Consider the following 17,922-nt stretch of genomic DNA (forward strand, 5'->3'; position numbering starts at 1 on the left):
CCTGAGCGTTGCTGTCTTCGGGTAGGAGGCGCGATGTCGGTTCCTTATGAGTCCATTCAGTACCTGGTCGTCCGCTCCGAGCAAAAAGGCCCGCTTCTTTACTGCACCTTCGAGTGCCCGGTGACCGGCGAAAAGCTCGATTCCAACGTCATCCTGGAAGCTGAAACGACCGACCCATTGCCGCCGCTACCGGGGATTCTGGTTCGGCTGCGCACCTCGATCGGCCAGATCATTCGCAATTCTCTCGGTTCCGGGATGGTGGGTCTGATCAGCAGCAAAGATGCCGACACCCACCGCGCCGGAGCCCCGGCCCTTTCAGAAGAAGCGAAACAGACTGCGATCGTCAAAGCCTTCCAGGCAAGCGGCGCGTTTGTCTGGGACGCACAAAACGAGCGCTGGGTCTGCTACAAGGCTGTACCTGAACTCAATACCGACTTTGACAGGCAACTGGCGGACCACCCGGTGCGCAAGGACGAAGACCGCCGCCTCCTGGCGCGCATCCTGGTAGCGGTGGCGAGCGCCGATCAAATTCTGGCCGAAGAAGAAAAAGCCTTTTTAGCCAGCTTCATCGATCCAGATCTGGGGACGATCGAGCAGCTTTCCAGCGCCGGGGAACCCACCGCCGAAGAACTGACGGCGATCGAGGCGGGCGCGGGCCGCGAGACGATCCTGGCCCTCGCCTGGGCTCTCGCCCTCATCGACGAAGACCTCGACCGCAGCGAACGATCTCTACTCGATCGCCTGGCAGCGGGCCTGGAGATCAGCCCCGGCCAGTCGCTCGTCCTCAAGCAAAAAGCCCAGCTCTACATCCTCGATCGCGTCCTGGGCCAGTACCTGCTCGATAGTCCCTTTGCCCTGGAGGACTACAGCCACGACATTCTGCTCGTCGCCGCCCACATCGGGCTTGACCCGATCACCGCCGAGACAGCGATCGCCGCCTACCGCAGGCGCGCCGAAGAATCGACTGACAAAGAAAATGAGGAGCCGGCAGAATCGGGTGAGGACGAAGAACCAGTGGCACAGGCGTGATTTGAACACGCGACCGAGCGGGTATGAACCGCTTGCTCTACCGCTGAGCTACTGTGCCAGCCACTGCCGCGATCTCTTATTATGTCAGACCCAAGCCGCCTTGCCAACGGCTCTAGAGTTACGCCTGGGGGCTCTTACCACCAGGCGGGGCGCTTCTGGATGTAGCGCACGCCGTCCGGCAGAACGGTATTGCGGATCTGGGTGTTGCGGCGGCGGCAGCCGTCGATCGTCGCCCCCTTCAAGCTGGCGTGAGAGAGGTTGGCACCGTCGAGGACGGTACGGCTGAGATCGGCCCCATCGAGCCGGGCACTAAACAGGTTCGTGTATTCGAGGTTGGCCCCTGCCAGGCAGGCCAGGCTCAGATCGGCGTACTCGATCTCCGAACGCGCCAGAAGGGCCTCGCCCAGGTTGGCGCGCAAAAGACGGCTCCAGCGCAGGTCCGCCCCCGTCAGATCCGCGCCGCTCAAGTCGGCCTGCTCAAGGTTGGCCTGGCGCAGACGAGCGCCCTTGAGGTTGGCACCGCTCAGATCGACGCGCCGCAGGTCCGCACCACTCAGATCAATATTTCTCAGATCGAGGTCGCGCCCGCCTGCGTTCTGCAGTTGCCAGAGCAGGCGCGTGCGCTCATCGAGGCCGTGGGCTTCTGCCAGGTGGGTGCCCCGCAAATTGGCGCTCATCAGGTACGCACCGCCCAGGTCTGTGCCTCGACAACTGGCACCGCTCAGATCGGCGTTGCGCAGGTCGCTGCCGTTTAGATTTGCGCCGCTTAGATCAGCGCTTTGCAGATTTACCCCCCAGAGCTTGGTCTGGCTCAAATCCACATCCCGCAGGCTGCGTCCGCTCTGAGCAGTAGTAAGCAGCGACCAGACGAGGCGGGCGGGCGCGTCGAGCCGGGTGGCAGCCGACAGACGAACCTTGCCCAGGTACACCCGCTCCAGCCGCACCCGACGCAGATCCGCGCCGCTCAAGTCGGCAGCCCCGAGGTTGGCATCGCACAAGTTTGCCCCTTCGAGATTTGCCTCAACGAAACTGGCCTCGTCCAGTTGGGCGCGGCTGAGGTCCGCCTCCCGCAGGTTGGCTCCGACGAGCCGGGCACGGGTGAGTTGGGCACAGCTGAGATTTGCCCCGGTCAGGTTCGCCCCGGCCACGAGCGCTGCGCTCAGATTCGCGCCGGTGAGATCCGACTTTGCCAGGTCGATGTCTTTTAGATCGGCCCCGGCCAGATCCACACCCGCCAGGGCACGCTCTTGCCCGCCTGCGTTCTGTAACTCCCAGACAAGCCGCAGCTTCGCCTCCAGGCGCGTCTGCTCCGAAAGCTGGGCCCGACGCAAACTTGCACCGTCCAGTTTCGCCCGGCGCAGGTCGGCTTCGCGCAGGTCAGCCCCACCGAGGTCGCAACCGATGAGTTTGGCCTCGCTCAGATCGGCTCCCCGCAGGTTGAGCCCAGCAAGCTTCGCTCCCGCCAGATCCGCTCCCCCAAGGCGGGTACAGGCAAAATCGCGCCGCCCCTGAGCGAGTAGCGAGCGAATCGCTGCCGCACCGCCTAGATCCCGCATCGGTGGGTCTTTGAGGGCGCGCTCGCGCAGATTCTGCTGGTCGGCGGCGAGGAGCAACTCCCAGGCGGCGTAGCGGACGCGCCACTCAGGATCGTGGCGCAGGGCGCGCACAATGAGTTCCCAGCCCCGCTCGGCAAAGCGGACCGCCTGCTCAAGGGCAGCGATCCGCTCCTGGATAAGGGGCGATTGGGCAAGGCGCATCCGAATTCCGGCGAGGCCGCCGATCAGGGGGGCAGTCTCAGCCTTTGTCGATGGTGCGAGGACCGGGTCGGTGTTGCCTGTCATAGCGTCACCACGAATCCGGTTTGACTCGGGAACCATCGGGAAAGATGGCACCGCGCAGATCCACCTCCTCCCAGCCCACCCCCTCGATGGCGGTGCAACGGAGATCGGCTCCCAGCAAAGAAGCGCCCCGCAGACGGGCTCCTTCTAGACGGGTGCCGCTCAGGCTGGCCCCCCGCAGGTCCGCTCCTTCCAGGCAGACCTCGCGCAGGTCCGCCCCTTCTAGCCGTGCCCGGCGCAGATTCGTCCCCTCAAGTCGCGCAGCGCGCAGATCGGCGCAGCCCAGGTTCGCTCCCTGCAGATCCGCCCCCCGGAGGTTGGCTTTATTGAGACGGGCCTCGCGGGCGTAGATCCCCCGCAGGTTCGTCTCCACCAGCCGCGCTCCCCGCAGATCCGCCTGCTTGAGGTTGACCGAGCGCCCCAGATCCGCGCCGCTCAAATCGGCGTACTGCAGGCAGGCAAAGCTCAAATTCATCCGACAGAGATTTTCTTTGCGCAGATCGGCGAAGGCAAGGTTCTCGCCGCGCTCGTAGCGGAGGATGAGTCCCCTGCGTCCGCCCACCGCCCGCAGCGGCAACCGCTCGCTTAGATCCGCTTCCAGCATCGCTCCAGCATAGATGGCGAGTAACTCCCAGGCCCGTTGCCGCACCTCCAGACACGTATCTTGCTCCAGCACCGTCACCGCCAGCGCCAGCCCCTTCTCGCCGTACTCGATCACCCCTGGCAGTGCCTCCCGGCGCTCGCAGGCGGAGGGCGACTGCAAAAGACGCATCTTCAGCCCCGCAAATCCCCCGATAGCCGGGGCATCGATTGCCGACAGCCTGCCTCCTAAAATTGGATCGCGGTTTTCCGGGCTCATGGCTTTTATAGTGGCACGGAGCGCGACCAGATTCTGGGCAGGTGGTACATTGCGCTCGTGGACGATTGGGAGGAACAGTGCATGGCCGCATCGATAGAAGAACTCCGCCAACAGCTTGCGAGCGACGTTGCGAGCGACCGGATCGCCGCCGCCCTGGATCTGCGCTTTGTGCGCTCAGCCGAAGCGGCTGCCCTGCTCAGACAGGCCGCCCAGGATGCGGTGCCGCTGGTGCGGGTCTACGCCGCCGTCGGCCTGGCCCGCCAGGATCTCGATCAGGCGTTCGAGACGCTGGTGATTTTGCTCAAGAGTGACCCCGACGGTTCGGTGCGCGCCGAAGCGGCGGGTTCGCTGGGCCTGTTGCGCGACCGCCAGGCTTTCGAGCCGCTCGTGGACGCCTACGAAAACGACGGCGACTGGATCGTGCGCTACAGCGCCATCGTCGCCCTCGGACAACTGGCCGAGCCGCGCAGCTTCGCTGTCTTCAGCGCTGCCCTCGATAGCCCGATCGAGATGATTCGAGACGGGGCGATCGGTGCTCTTGGCGAACTGGGGGACCGCCGCGCCGTCGAGCGACTGTTACCGCTAGTTGGCCATCCAGAAGCCGAAGTCCGCCGCCGCGTCGCCGTTGCCCTGGGCAAAATCGGCGATCCAGCGAGCCAATCCGCCCTCGGCTTTCTTGCCAAAGACGACGATCCAAAAGTCGCCGAAGCTGCTCAGAGCGCAATGCAAGCGCTGGAGCGCCCGTAAGTCAGGCAATCAAGAGGTGGTGTAGCGCCGGCATGTCTGCTGGAAACGCTCTATAGCCCGCGCTCGAACGCTCTCAGGTCCAACGATCAAGCAATCGGGCCCGTAGGGGTAGATTTCGCGCAAAAACCAGAAGGTCGAATCGACCCGGCGAACGACCTGCCGCACAGGCTCTCTCTCCAGCCATCGATAGACAGCATCCTCGGGGCGAGGAACGTAAGCATGCGCCAGACCCTCATAAAGGTGCATTTCTACCTCGATCTTGTCTGGCCCGACGCGCCATTTTCCTGGCGCAGGCAGTACCTCGACGCCCTGCAGCCGGTCCAGCCGGAGGCTCCAGTTGTGGGTCAGCCCTGGAATCTCCCTGTTGCCCTCGCACTCCTCGCTCCAGATCTCCAGATAAAGGCGCTTCTCGCGGAAGCGAATGCGGGCGTAGCGGACAGTAAGCTGCCAGGCACGCTCGGCTGCATCCTGATAGAGCAGACGGAACGGTTGAGTTTGACGAATATAGCGGTCGATAATCCCGCGCCAGGACGCCTGAACGCCTTGAAAACGCTCTGCCAGCCTGTCGCGCAGTGGCCCTGTGACCTCTCCCCGCTCCAGAAGCAAATGCCCCAGTGCCTGCGCCGCGTCAGCCTCTCCCACATCCAGAAGCAAGTCGGCAGCCTTCACCAGCGCCCCTATACGCTCCTCCGACCAGTCGGCGTTGTGGGCCACCAGCAACTGGCGTTGGGCAATGTTCTTGACAAGCTGGGTGATGTTTGGGCGCTCTCCCCAGAGCACTCCCAGTTCCACGGCCAGGTTCTCAAGTCGTGCTTTATCTGTATTGCCCAATGAAAGCGTGATCGTCTGCTGCTTGCGTTTCACCGTGCCTGTCACCTCATAAAGTACACGTATACCTTGGCTTGCAAAACCTAGATCTGGGATGAGATGCTGGATTCATCGCCAGAGTTCCTGTGTATGCCTGACACCCTTCTGTTAAAGCCTGTTTTCTCCCGTCCCGCCAGCACTCTGCCAGCGAGGATACAGTTACCGCCTGGCTGGCAGCGGTTGGCCTGGCACCAGGCCGAGACCCTGCGCGCCCTAGATGACCCGGAAGTAGATGTGATCGTCAACACGGCGATGACCGGCGACGGCAAGAGTCTGGCGGCCTACCTGGGAGTGCTGACGCGGGACCGGACAACTATTGGAATGTATCCGACCAACGAACTGGCTCGCGATCAAGAAGGGCAGGTGCGCGGCTACATCCAGCAGTTTGCTCCGAGTTGGGAACCGAGGCTGGTGCGGGTGAGTGGGCCAGAACTGGAGGTGTATGCCCGCGAGGCTGAAATCAAAAAAGGAGCGGCATTATCGAGCCTGAGTGCCCAGCGGGAAGTGCTGCTGACCAACCCAGACATTTTCCACTATCTGCACCGGGGCGCGTACATCTACGACAAAGACAGCTCGGATAGGCTCTGGCAGCGCATCGACAATGACTTCGAGCTATTCATCTTCGATGAGTTTCATGTCTTTGGTCCGCCGCAGGTCGCCGCCGTGATCAACACACTGCTTTTGCTGCGCTACACGATGGGCCGCAAAAAGTTCATGTTTCTCTCAGCAACACCGGACCCACAACTGATCGAGCGGCTGCGACTTGCCGGGTTCAACGTCCGCGAGATCGATCCGAAGGCAGCGGACTGCTATCGTTCACCCGCAGATGACACCGAAGCGCAGGCACTGACTGAGCAGGGTTGGCGACGGGTGAGCCGGGGGCTGGAGCTGGAGTTCATCCGGCTTGAACCCTCGCCTCGGGCTTCCGAAGCGTGGCTGCGGGAGAATGCCTCCCGTATCCTGGAGTATTTCCTGACCTATCCCGGCAGCCGGGGGGCGATCATTCTCAATTCGATCGCCTCGGTAAAGCGGCTCCTGCCCCACTTCCAGGCCATCTTCATAGCGGCGGGACTCACTGTGCGCGAGAACACTGGCCTTACCGGTGCAGCGGGACGGCGCGAATCGCTAGAAGCTGATCTGGTTCTGGGCACGAGCACGATCGATGTGGGCGTTGATTTCAAGATCAACTTTCTTGTCTTCGAGTCGTCGGATGCGGGCAACTTTATCCAGCGTCTGGGCCGTCTCGGTCGTCACGACGGTCATGAATCTGCTAACGGCTTTGCTCCCTTCCAGCATTTCAAAGCGATTGCTCTGGCCCCCAACTTCTTTGTCGAACGCCTCTTCGACACCCCAGAAGCACCCTTTAGTGGAGGCGGAACCTTCGATCGCTTCTTCTTAAACGAGCAGATCCGCGCCCACTACCGCCAGATCAACGAATTTAGCGGCTACTACAAGACCTGGGGAGCGATTCAGTCTCTCAAGATCGCTTATGAGCTCGGGCACACCACGATCAAGGCGCAGTATGCCGAAGCGAAAGTGGCCTTCAGCGATGCCTGCCAGCAGGTGTTCGGCGTCGCGCTATCGCCATTGTTCGGGCGGGTAAAAGGTTGGGAGCGGGAGTGGCACGAGCTGTCTGGCCAGAAGGGCAACCCGATCTTCGATGTCGCCACTTCCTTCCGGGGTGCGGGCGATCTCCAGTGCGGCCTCTACGATCCGACCGAAACTCACCAAGCCGATCGCTTCAAAACTTACGGCCTGCCTGGCGTCCTCGCCAATCTCCAGGTCGAAGCCTGGACAAAGGCAGAATTTCTGGCTGCTCTGGAAGAAGCCGAGCAGCGCAGCGGCAGGCCAATCGCCCGAGGTGCGTTCAAATATTGCCTCGCCTTCTTCCGCCTGATTGGCTACCGCGAGGAGCGCCTGAACTGGAAGTTCGTCTACAGCGGTGACATCGACGAACTGCTCCAAAAATCGACGGCGCAGGTGGTGCGTGGCCTGGAAGTCTGGCAACCGGAGAACCCGGACATCCGGGAGATCAACAAGCGCCTGCGCCAGGAAGGACTGGTCTGCTTCGTGGTGGAGCGTCCTGTGTTGGAAGTGCGCAACCGTCTGCGGCTCCCGATGCACTTTCAGATCTACCCTCTCGCCGACGAGCGCAGCCTCTACGACGCCAACGCTCCTTGTTCGATCGCCTTCGGCCAGTCGGCCCTTCTGCTGGATACATTGTCCGCTCGATTACCATCGCCAGCGACATCCTGGATCGCCGGGGGCTGAGATGCTGACCTACCTTGATGAGTGCAAAGTTGTCACACTCAAACCCCAGAGCTATCCGCCCCAGCCCACGTCTCCTGACAACTTGAGCAGCTTGTTGAAGAGCCTGTAACTACCTGAGCATCCACAGTTCGACTAGATTTTGTGATTCTTAACGCACTCAGCTGAGAGATAGGAACCATACTGGTTCTGCTTTTTCGTGGGATTTCACGTCTTTTCTTTTGGAGAACATCTATGAATTTCGGCGATGAGAATGAAGAACTGTACGACGAAAGCGAGGAAGAAGACGAAGAAGAGTCTCTGGAATTTGACGCACCGGGCTCTGAACCTTCTGCAGCTGAAGCCCTGGCTTTGCGGTTGCTCCAGGGAGCGATCCGGGCACAGAACCCCGACGATCGCTGCATGGCAGACTTTGCCGAGTACGTTCTGCCGAACCTGTTGCGGGTGACGGTGGGAGCAACGGCGAAGGGCGGAGAATTTTTTGACAACCTGGACGTGCAGGGCATCAAAATCCGGCGGGACAATGCTGCAGACCAGTCCCTCGCTACGCATCTGTTGAACGGCATCTTCCCAGCCAATCTGATCGAACAGCGTCTGGAGCAGATGGATACGACGATCCGCCGCTGTGTCAGCGAGAGGGAACGACGGATCGTTCTGGCGGCCTTTGTGCTGCACGACTTTGAAAAGTTCCCGGATGTGACGGATCAGGCGCGGGGTTTGCCACTGGAGGGCCAGCGGCAGATTGTGGCAGAAAAAATAGTGCAACTGGGCCTCGACCGCTTTCTCGACCCGGAGAACCCGGACACCTGGCGCACTTATCTAGACGATCTTCTGGCTATCGCCTTCAACACCCAGCGGCGCTGGGGTACCAACTGGAACTTTGGGGCCGGGGGATTGAGGCCAGTTCTACCCAGCCGGACGTTGCGCCAACTGACAGAACTCACTTGTCTGGCGGACTCCCTCGCCTCGATCGTGAAGCACCCCTGGGATGCAGGTCACACCAAGTTCAAAGAACTGCTCCACGAGCTGTGCGAAGGGCAACTCGTCTTGACCTACCATGCGATCACCGAGAACCGGGGCGTGCTCACGAACATCCTCAACAACGTCCTGATCGACATTCATCCTGCACCGCACTACACGCCCCTGCTCTACCTACCCACGGGGGTAATTTATCTGGCAACCAAAGATGCCCCGCCCATCGATGCCGCTGATTTGCCGGAACGAGTCATCGAGCGGATCAAGAAGCTCTGTGCTGGGGAGTTGCGTCGCCGCCAGACGGGTTTCGGTCGCGACGGCAAGGGGATGAAGTTTGCCGAGTACTACACGCTCTTTTTTGAGGATGCGGGCCTGATGGGCGTCGCCCTGGACGCGGTGCTGAAGATGATGGACCCGAGCAAGAACAAGAAACCTGTCTCCGCAGCCCGCAGCGAAAATCTCAAGCGCTTCCAGAGCCAGAAGGTGTTGCCAGAGGGCTTCGACTTCGACTTCGGTGACGACACCCGCATCGATCAGCTGGCCGAGTTCTGCGATCTGGTAAGTCGCAAGATCTGGGGCGAGCGGCGCAACAAGATCGAGGAGGCGTGCAAGAAGGATAAAAAGCTCCCCGCTCCCGAGCCAGTAGATCTGGTCGCCGAGATCTGCCGGGAGTGGCAACTGGAAGAATGCCTGCCTGCCCTTAAACACATTGGCCGCATCAACGAGAGCCTGCGGGAGAACAACCTCAAGGGCAATACCGGCGGCGTCCCTTACGAGTGGTATTACCTGGCGGCCCAATACCTGAAGCACCACCCCGGTATCGAGAACGTGCGCTCCGTCTGCGAGGGGGTGATCGCTTACGCCGCCAGGCGATTGCAGCCAATTCTTGAGCGTTACCCTCTACCCGACGGCTGGGACGACCTGCGGGCATGGGTTGCGAACACTGTTGTTTTGCCTGCCCAGCAGCGGGAGCGCGAACTGCCCCAGGGCACCTTCCTGGACGAACTGAACCGCTATCAGGCAGCGAAGAAGCCAGGCCGGGGCCGCCAGCTCATCTGCTCGATCTCCCATAGTGCTTACACGGTGAGCGAACAGATGGAATCGGCGGTGCTCTTTACACCCCAGGTCTACACGAATAAACAGATGCTCGGCGGCTCGAACGCCAAGCGCAACATCTCCAGCATCGCCGCCACGGAGATGATGCTGCGCCAGATCCTGATGAGCAATACCGGGGCAGTGGGCAAGCGCTTCGAGGACGGCAAGTACCGTTACCTCTACCTCTATCCCACCTACTACTTCACCCCGGAGACGAACCGGTTTTTACAGAAGGCGTACCGGGCGATGGCCGAAACCCGGTTCACTTTTAAGTTGCGCAATCACTTTGTCCGCAAGAACTTTACAGCTGATTTTTCAAAGGCGAACTACCAGAGCGTGGATGCCTTTTTGCTCGACCCGGAACTGGAGCGCAGCAAGGATCGCACCTTCAAGCTCGCCTATCCCGACGACCAGCCTTTGACGTTTTACTTTATGGCGTTGCCGCCGGGGCGCGACCCCACTGATACCGAATCCTGGATCATGCCTGCCTGGCTGGGGCTGACGCTGCCGCTCATCCTCGATGTAAAGGCAGTCGTCTCCGAGTCCCCAATTCCGCCCTTTCTCGACGGCAGCGAGTTCGAGGAAACGGTATTTCTCGACGGTGCGCCCCAGGCGATTCGCTCGCTCGTTCGCAACGACAGCTTCCGGCTCAATCACCTGCTGGGTCGCAATCCGAAAGAGCCCCGGCAGCCTCCAGCCCTCACTGCCCTCACCGCTGCCTACGCCATTCACCTCGATGTGTTTGCCCGCCAGGGAGATCCGAAGTGGAATCGGCTGCCGGAGCTGGCCTTCGACCTCGATACCAGCCCGCTTTACGTCTTCAGCTATCTCAAAAAGTGGGTGCGCGATCAAGGTGTCGAAGCTCCGTCGATCGACCGGATTCGGCTCTATGCCTACTCCTTTTATCCTTGCTTCGATCCTGAAGTTTCTTACATTCCTGACTCGGAGGAGTTTATTGTGCCTGAAACCTCGCCGCTCAACCGCCCGAAAACACTCACTGAGCTGTACCGGCGCTTCTACCGCGCCGAGAAGCGCTACAACGCCAGCTCCCGCTCGGTTTTGCGTCCGCTCGACGACGCTGCCAGTGTCGTCATGCTCGCTGACCCGGCTCTTAGAAGCGATGAACTGGTCGTCCTCGTCGCCGGGGGGGTGGGCAAACTGATGGACCGCGTGCGCGCTTCTACCGCCGAGGGCCGCTGGGTGATCCGCGACCGCGAAGCAGAGCGCCTCGCCATCCTCGAATTTGCCCGCTACTTCGTCGAGGACGTGTTCGTAAAAACCTTCGACTCCGACCGGGCGCGCCTCGATGGCCGCCAGCTCAACCTGTTGCGCGACGCCTGCGAATTTCTCTATCGGCTGGAGGAGGACCGGGAACTTGCTGCAAAGCCCCAGCCCCCCGGCCCTGACGAACCAGCTTCCCCCGACGAATCGGCTCCTGCTGCTTGAACTCACACCACAAGGAGAAAACATCATGGCCCTGCTTTCGACCCTCGATCCGAAGTACTTTCACAGCGCCATCCCCTACAAGCCGATGGGCAAGTACGTTCACTTTCTCACCGTGCGGATCACCGAGTCTTACCCGCTCTTTCAGACCGACGGCGAATTAAATAAAGCCCGCGTGCGCGCCGGGATTCAGGACGACACGCCCATCAGCCGACTCGCCATGTTCAAGCGCAAACAGTCCACCCCTGAGCGATTGGTGGGCCGGGAGTTGCTGCGCCGCTACGAGATTCCTGGAGCCGAAAAGTGCGAGTACAACGTCGAATTCTCGATGAACACGCCCGACTGCATCCTCTACGGCTTCGCCATCGGCGATTCGGGCTCCGAAAAGTCCAAGGTCGTCGTGGACACCGCCTACTCGATCACCGCCTTCGACGGCTCCCACGAGCGCTTTACCCTCAACGCGCCCTACGAGAACGGCACGATGGCCTCGAAGGGAGAGCCAGGCACCAAGGCGGGTGAGGTGACAAGCCGGATCAACTCCCAGGATCACATCAAGCCTCAGGTGTTCTTTCCGAGTATCGTCACCCTCAAAGATCCCACCGAAGCGGGCTTTCTGTACGTCTTCAACAACCTGCTGCGCACCCGCCACTACGGCGCACAGACCACCCGCACCGGCAAGTTGCGCAACGAACTGATCGGGGTGTCCTTCTCAGACGGCGAGATCCTGAGCAACCTGCGCTGGACCCAGGCCATTTACGACGCGATGAAGGCGAACGATACGCTCACTGACCCACTCAACGAGGACGAAGTGATCCAGGCTGCCGCCAGGACGATTACGGAGCTACTGGCAAAGGAGTGCGTCGTGCATACGGACTTGATCGCAGAGGCGTTCGCTCCGGTTCTGGCCGAGGTGCGGCAGTTGACCGGCAGCGAGGCGGGCATCCGCCGTCTCCTGGAGCAGGCCGACCGCGAGGCAAAGGAGTACAACAAAAACCACATCAAGCAGAAGGCCACGAAGGCTGCAAAGGAGTCGTGAGATGGTGTTTGTTCACCGCTACTGCTTCGAGCTGCACGACAGCCTCTACTTTGCCACCCGCGAGATTGGACGGCTCTACGAGACCGAACCGATCCTGCACAACTACGCCCTCTGCTACGCCCTCGGCCTGGTAGACAGCGACCGCCACGGCACCCGCGTTCCGGAGGCGCAGGGCTACCGCTACTTCAGCGCTGAGCAGGTACCACATTATGCCGTGCATCTGGAGGCTCTCAACCGGGCAGGCATCTACGTCACCCCAGCCCGAACGCTCCAGCACACCACTGTGCTCAACACCTGGAAGTACGGCGACAACCGCTACCGCGTCGAGATGGGCAAGACCCAAAAAAATATCCCGAGCTTCGGTCGGGCCAAGGAGGTCGCCCCCGGCAGCACCTTCGAGTTCTTCTTGATCGCCTCGAAACCTCTGGATTTGCCCCGCTGGATTCGGCTGGGCAAGTGGCTGAGCAAAGCGGAACTCACCCTGGTCAATGTGCGACCGCTCGAACCTGCCCGCAGCGAGACCGAATTTGTCTGTGCGGCCCCCCTCAACCCCCTGGATGTCATGTTCAGCCATTCGGTTCTGAGCTACGACACGGTGAACATGCCGCCGGTGAGTCTGATCCGCAACGTCCGGCTGCGCGGGATCGCCCTCGACTGCGACGGGATAAAACTGCCCGGACGGATGCAGTTTCGCTTTAGCGCCCCCGCCTGACACCTTCTGATCTATACCCCCTTTCCAACCCATGCCCTACTCTCTGGTCGTCAACTTGCTGCCCCGCGAACCGATTCAGCCCGGTTATCTCGAAGGCCGCCACCTGCACGCGCTATTTCTCTCGATGGTCAACGCCGTCGCTCCAGATCTGGCCACCCACCTGCACAGCGATACGCGGGACAAAGCCTTCGCCCTCAGTCCCCTCCAGACGCGCTCCCCCGACGAAGCGCTTCAGACCTTTCATACCCGGCCCATCCCTGCCGGTACCTCCTGCTGGTGGCGCATTGGCCTGTTAGACGAAGCGCTTTTTAGCCAGCTCACTCAGCTCTGGCTCAACCTCAATCCCCGGCACGCCTGGCACCTGGGTGCAGCCAACCTGGAGATCGCTTCTATTCTCGCCACCGCCCAATCGCCCCAGCCCTGGGCCAACAGCCAGACCTACAGCGCACTCTTCGAGTCCGCCTCCGCCGAGGAGCGCTACCTCAGCCTGCGCTTCTGCACGCCCACCTGCTTCAGGCAAAACGACTACGACACGGCCCTGCCTACCGCTGAACTCGTCTTCGGAAGCCTGCTCAAGCGCTGGCAGAAGTATAGTCCAATTGCGATCCCCTGGGAGGTGATCGAACTGGTGCGCAGGCAGGTCTTTCCCTGTCGCTTCGCAGTCGAGACGCGGCGGGTGGCCGACCAGCGCAGCAAATTCATCGGCTGTATCGGCACGATCACCTACGAGATTCTGGGCCAGGTGTCGCCCGATCTCATCCGCCAGATCAACGCCCTGGCCGACTTTGCCCTCTACGCCGGGGTCGGGCGTAAGACGACGATGGGCATGGGCATGGCCCGGAGAATTCGATCATGATTGCTGATGAGCAATACGTTCCCATCGCCGCTCTCAACCAGTACGCCTACTGCCCGCACCGCTGCTGGCGCATGTTTTGCGCCGGAGGCTTTACCGACAACGCGGCGACGATCGAAGGCAGCGACCTGCACCGCCGCGTCCATACCGTCGGTAGCGGGAACCGCGACGAGGTGCAGCAATGGCGAGGCATCTGGCTGCGTTCCGAACAATACGGCCTCATCGGCAAGGCGGACTTGATCGAGTACCGGGAGAACCTGTACTGCCCGGTGGAGTACAAGCGCGGCGCTCAAAGTGACTGGGACAACGACGCGCTGCAACTGTGCGGTCAGGCGCTCTGTCTGGAGGAGATGACCGGGAGCACCGTACCGGTGGGCTTCATCTATTCGACCCGGTTGCACCGCCGGGAAGCCGTTCCTCTCGTTGGTCCTGTCCGAATGCAGACCGTCGAGACGATCGCAGCGGTGCGCGAGATGCTGACTTCCGGCGCAATGCCACCGGCCATCTACTCAAAGCGCTGCGAAGGTTGCAGTCTGCTGGAACAGTGCCGTCCGAAGCTCGCAGCAAAAGTAGCAAAGTACCAGGAGGAAAATTAAGCGATGGGCACCGTGTACGTAAATCAAGAAGATGCCTTTTTGGGCCGCAGCGACGAGCGGCTAAAAATTACCCACGAGCGCCGCACCCTCCTGGAAGTACCGCTTCTGAGGATCGACGGCATCGTGGTATTGGGCCGGGCCCACTTTTCTCCGGCCCTGATGGGCGAATTGCTGGAGCGGCGCATTCCGATGAGCTTTCTCTCGCCCACCGGGCGCTATCTCGGGCGTGTGGAGCCGGAGCTATCCAAAAATATCTTTGTGCGCTCAGCCCAGTGGCGCGCCAGTGAGCAGCCTGAGCGGACCCTGCACCTGGCACGGGCGTTCGTGCGCGGCAAATTAAAAAACTGCCGAAACGACCTGATGCGCGCCCAGCGGGAACACCCGGAGTTGAACGTCCAGAAGGCGATCGAGAGCATTCAGCAAAACATCGATGCTCTGCCACGCACTGAGAATGTCGATAGCGTGCGCGGCCTCGAAGGAGCTGGTAGTGCGTCCTACTTCGCCGTCTTCGAGCAGTTGATCAGAGTAAAAGGGTTCTCGTTCACCCACCGCAACCGCCGCCCGCCCCTCGATCCCGTCAACGCTCTGCTGAGCTTTGGCTACTCGCTGCTTCGCCACGATATCCAGAGTGCCCTCAACATCGTCGGCTTTGATCCGTACCTGGGCTTCCTACACACCCAGCGCTACGGGCGGCCTTCCCTCGCCTTGGATCTGATGGAGGAATTTCGCCCCCTCGTCGTCGATGCGATGATCCTTGGCTGTCTGAATAAATCCGTCCTCCAACCCACAGACTTTGAAAGCGAGCCTCTAAGTGGCGCAGTCAGCCTGAATGCCGAGGCCCGCAAGCAGTTTCTGCGTCAGTACGAGCAAAAAAAGCAGTCGCGCTTTCGGCATCTAGTACTTGAAAAACAATGCACCTATCAGGAAGCCTTCGAGATCCAGGCGCGCCTGCTGAGCAAGTATCTGCTTGGAGAAACCCACCAATACCCGCCACTCATCCTGAAATGAACCATGTTCGTTCTGGTCTCCTACGATATTCCCAACGACAAGCGCCGGACAAAGATCCACAACGCCCTGAAGTCCTACGGCGAGTGGGTGCAGTTCAGCGTCTTCGAGTGCGACCTGGACGATACGAACTACGCTCGCCTGCGGGCACGCCTTTCAGCACTGATCAAACCCGAGGAGGACAGCATCCGGTTTTACTTTCTCTGCCGCACCTGCAGCCCAAAGATCGAGCGCATCGGTGGCAAGCCGCCCACCGACGACAGCATTTTCTTTGCCGGGTGAACCAGCGTGCGCGGATGGGAGGCTGTAAAAATCCAAGACTCAGCCAGAAGGCCCTCAAACCCTCTCTGTGCTTGCCTTTCAACCCCCAGCCCTCAAAGATCGATCCGCGCAACGGCTCAAAAGTGCTCCAGAAGCACCTTCCAGCCGCGCAACGGCTCAAAGAAGCAACTCCACCCTTGCCCAAGATCGCGTATGATATGTCGGTCCGCGCAAATGCACCTTGAAAACTGCATACTACACAGCATCCAGGCCGCGCCATCGAAACGACCACCATCCCTGCAAAGGGATTGAAACTTATCCCCCTGGGCGGACAGTAAGGCCGTCTGGGAATCGAAACGACCACCATCCCTGCAAAGGGATTGAAACAGTGACTTCAGTAAAATAACGGTAGGGAGTATCGTTAATCGAAACGACCACCATCCCTGCAAAGGGATTGAAACCATTGATCGGAGGTAATCGCTTCCCGGTATACCAGCATCGAAACGACCACCATCCCTGCAAAGGGATTGAAACAGGATGCTCCCAGACGTTAGCGCCTATTTCCAATCTATCGAAACGACCACCATCCCTGCAAAGGGATTGAAACACGTAGCCAAATCTTAATCCTTCAAAATCAACGAATCGAAACGACCACCATCCCTGCAAAGGGATTGAAACACCAGCCCGGATCGACAGCATATCGCCTACCAGATCGAAACGACCACCATCCCTGCAAAGGGATTGAAACGAGAACTGATTCGGCTGCTTTGAGACGAGTTTTCATATCGAAACGACCACCATCCCTGCAAAGGGATTGAAACGACAGGAATACTGCGGTGTATCGGCTGCGGGAGCATCGAAACGACCACCATCCCTGCAAAGGGATTGAAACTTGTCTTTTAATGTGACCGGATCGCGGGAATAAAAATCGAAACGACCACCATCCCTGCAAAGGGATTGAAACCCCGTAAAAAAATCAACTTGCGTATCGTCGTACAGATCGAAACGACCACCATCCCTGCAAAGGGATTGAAACTCGTAGGCCAAGCCCTGGCCCATGCTGCGGCTGCGGCGCTATCGAAACGACCACCATCCCTGCAAAGGGATTGAAACCCGGTAAACAAACCACCCCGCCCGCCAACCGCACATCGAAACGACCACCATCCCTGCAAAGGGATTGAAACCGCAGCGTCAGCGCGGACAATAGATTGTCTTTTCTCATCGAAACGACCACCATCCCTGCAAAGGGATTGAAACAACCAACGGTTACGGGCAGCAGCGCTAAGGCCAGGGTATCGAAACGACCACCATCCCTGCAAAGGGATTGAAACGTAGTAGCTGCGGATCAACCGCCCTTGATAGGGAAGAAATCGAAACGACCACCATCCCTGCAAAGGGATTGAAACCGTTGGCCCCAGCACGCCTGGTTTCTTGGCAGACGATCGAAACGACCACCATCCCTGCAAAGGGATTGAAACGTAAAGCTTGAGCACGCCAGCTACGGCAGACAGGATCGAAACGACCACCATCCCTGCAAAGGGATTGAAACCAGCGGCAGCTTTGCCGGTGGCGGTTTCTTTAATAGATCGAAACGACCACCATCCCTGCAAAGGGATTGAAACGCGCAGCGGGCCGTAGATAAACTGCTCTTCGAGGCATCGAAACGACCACCATCCCTGCAAAGGGATTGAAACCAGGTTCACGCTAAAGCACCGATCGCGGCGGTCGCCGCCGTGGCAAATCGGGCACATCGAAACGACCACCATCCCTGCAAAGGGATTGAAACGGGGGCATCGAACATTTCGTGCAGCGCCCAGAGCGCGATCGAAACGACCACCATCCCTGCAAAGGGATTGAAACACGATCAACCCCGCCGAAGAATGGCTACCTGTACCATCGAAACGACCACCATCCCTGCAAAGGGATTGAAACTGCAGGTCGGCGGTAATTGGCATCAGCGCAACCAGATCGAAACGACCACCATCCCTGCAAAGGGATTGAAACTTGGCACAACACACCAGGAGTAACAAGAATGCGATCGAAACGACCACCATCCCTGCAAAGGGATTGAAACGAGCGGGTGAGACGCTGGACGCGGTGGCGGGCTTCCATCGAAACGACCACCATCCCTGCAAAGGGATTGAAACGCGCTGCCATCGCTGCCGAGCGCAAAGCTCGCAAATCGAAACGACCACCATCCCTGCAAAGGGATTGAAACCAGCTTGCTCGACCTGGGCAATGCGCTGGTCGAGGATCGAAACGACCACCATCCCTGCAAAGGGATTGAAACCAGATGTGGGCACGGTGCGCCTCCTGGGGTAATTATCGAAACGACCAC

General features: G+C 60.0%; 13 protein-coding genes, 1 tRNA gene and 1 CRISPR repeat array (1 of these 15 cut by a window edge). Of the genes, 10 read left to right on the plus strand and 4 right to left on the minus strand.

Going from position 1 to position 17,922, the window contains the following annotated elements; all coding sequences use genetic code 11:
• Window positions 1-33: 33 nt before the first annotated feature.
• A complete protein-coding gene (locus tag GKIL_RS23570) occupies window positions 34-1,029 on the plus strand; it encodes a hypothetical protein (RefSeq protein ID WP_023173324.1) in 996 nt (331 codons plus the stop codon).
• Here the strand turns inward: GKIL_RS23570 and GKIL_RS09505 are convergent.
• From GKIL_RS09505 to GKIL_RS09515, 3 genes are all read right to left on the minus strand, one after another.
• Window positions 1,016-1,087 (minus strand) — tRNA-Met (locus GKIL_RS09505). The two genes, GKIL_RS23570 and GKIL_RS09505, sit on opposite strands and share 14 nt — an antisense overlap.
• Before the next feature lie 76 nt (window positions 1,088-1,163).
• The gene (locus GKIL_RS09510) at window positions 1,164-2,870 is read right to left on the minus strand and encodes a pentapeptide repeat-containing protein (protein ID WP_023173325.1); all 1,707 of its coding nucleotides are present in this window, start codon (window positions 2,868-2,870) and stop codon (window positions 1,164-1,166) included.
• A gap of 4 nt (window positions 2,871-2,874) precedes the next feature.
• Window positions 2,875-3,726: a pentapeptide repeat-containing protein gene (locus GKIL_RS09515; RefSeq protein WP_023173326.1), complete on the minus strand. Its 852-nt coding sequence runs from the start codon at window positions 3,724-3,726 to the stop codon at window positions 2,875-2,877.
• Window positions 3,727-3,807: 81 nt separating this feature from the next.
• On the opposite strand from GKIL_RS09515, the gene GKIL_RS09520 reads away from it, so the two are divergent.
• Window positions 3,808-4,473 (plus strand): HEAT repeat domain-containing protein, encoded by a 666-nt coding sequence (locus tag GKIL_RS09520; protein ID WP_023173327.1) that lies wholly within the window; start codon window positions 3,808-3,810, stop codon window positions 4,471-4,473.
• A 9-nt stretch (window positions 4,474-4,482) separates the two neighbouring features.
• Here GKIL_RS09520 and GKIL_RS09525 read toward each other — a convergent pair whose 3' ends face one another.
• Window positions 4,483-5,337, minus strand: coding sequence for a WYL domain-containing protein (locus GKIL_RS09525; RefSeq protein ID WP_023173328.1), 855 nt, complete (start codon window positions 5,335-5,337; stop codon window positions 4,483-4,485).
• A gap of 183 nt (window positions 5,338-5,520) precedes the next feature.
• Between GKIL_RS09525 and cas3 the strand changes: the two genes are divergently transcribed.
• The 8 genes from cas3 to cas2 all read left to right on the plus strand — a co-directional run bounded on the left by cas3 (window position 5,521) and on the right by cas2 (window position 15,605).
• Window positions 5,521-7,611, plus strand: coding sequence for a type I-D CRISPR-associated helicase Cas3' (gene cas3, locus GKIL_RS09530; RefSeq protein ID WP_223173818.1), 2,091 nt, complete (start codon window positions 5,521-5,523; stop codon window positions 7,609-7,611).
• 231 nt (window positions 7,612-7,842) lie between these two features.
• Window positions 7,843-11,124 carry a type I-D CRISPR-associated protein Cas10d/Csc3 gene (gene cas10d, locus GKIL_RS09535; RefSeq protein ID WP_023173330.1) on the plus strand — a complete coding sequence of 1,094 codons (3,282 nt, stop codon included), beginning with the start codon at window positions 7,843-7,845 and terminating at the stop codon, window positions 11,122-11,124.
• A 25-nt stretch (window positions 11,125-11,149) separates the two neighbouring features.
• A complete protein-coding gene (gene cas7d, locus GKIL_RS09540) occupies window positions 11,150-12,157 on the plus strand; it encodes a type I-D CRISPR-associated protein Cas7/Csc2 (protein WP_023173331.1) in 1,008 nt (335 codons plus the stop codon).
• 1 nt (window position 12,158) lies between these two features.
• Window positions 12,159-12,869: a type I-D CRISPR-associated protein Cas5/Csc1 gene (gene cas5d / locus GKIL_RS09545; protein ID WP_023173332.1), complete on the plus strand. Its 711-nt coding sequence runs from the start codon at window positions 12,159-12,161 to the stop codon at window positions 12,867-12,869.
• A 31-nt stretch (window positions 12,870-12,900) separates the two neighbouring features.
• A complete protein-coding gene (cas6, locus tag GKIL_RS09550; RefSeq protein ID WP_023173333.1) occupies window positions 12,901-13,725 on the plus strand; it encodes a CRISPR-associated endoribonuclease Cas6 in 825 nt (274 codons plus the stop codon).
• On the plus strand, window positions 13,722-14,318 hold the full coding sequence (gene cas4 / locus GKIL_RS09555; protein WP_023173334.1) for a CRISPR-associated protein Cas4: 597 nt from the start codon (window positions 13,722-13,724) through the stop codon (window positions 14,316-14,318). The genes cas6 and cas4 overlap by 4 nt, the downstream gene beginning before the upstream one ends.
• A 3-nt stretch (window positions 14,319-14,321) precedes the next feature.
• A complete protein-coding gene (gene cas1d, locus GKIL_RS09560; protein ID WP_023173335.1) occupies window positions 14,322-15,326 on the plus strand; it encodes a type I-D CRISPR-associated endonuclease Cas1d in 1,005 nt (334 codons plus the stop codon).
• Window positions 15,327-15,329: 3 nt separating this feature from the next.
• Window positions 15,330-15,605: a CRISPR-associated endonuclease Cas2 gene (gene cas2 / locus GKIL_RS09565; protein ID WP_023173336.1), complete on the plus strand. Its 276-nt coding sequence runs from the start codon at window positions 15,330-15,332 to the stop codon at window positions 15,603-15,605.
• Window positions 15,606-15,862: 257 nt separating this feature from the next.
• Window positions 15,863-17,922: a CRISPR direct-repeat array (repeat unit 37 nt; unit sequence ATCGAAACGACCACCATCCCTGCAAAGGGATTGAAAC); it runs 1,260 nt beyond the window's last position.

The organism is Gloeobacter kilaueensis JS1 (assembly GCF_000484535.1).
In the GTDB taxonomy this organism is placed as follows: Bacteria; Cyanobacteriota; Cyanobacteriia; order Gloeobacterales; family Gloeobacteraceae; genus Gloeobacter; species Gloeobacter kilaueensis.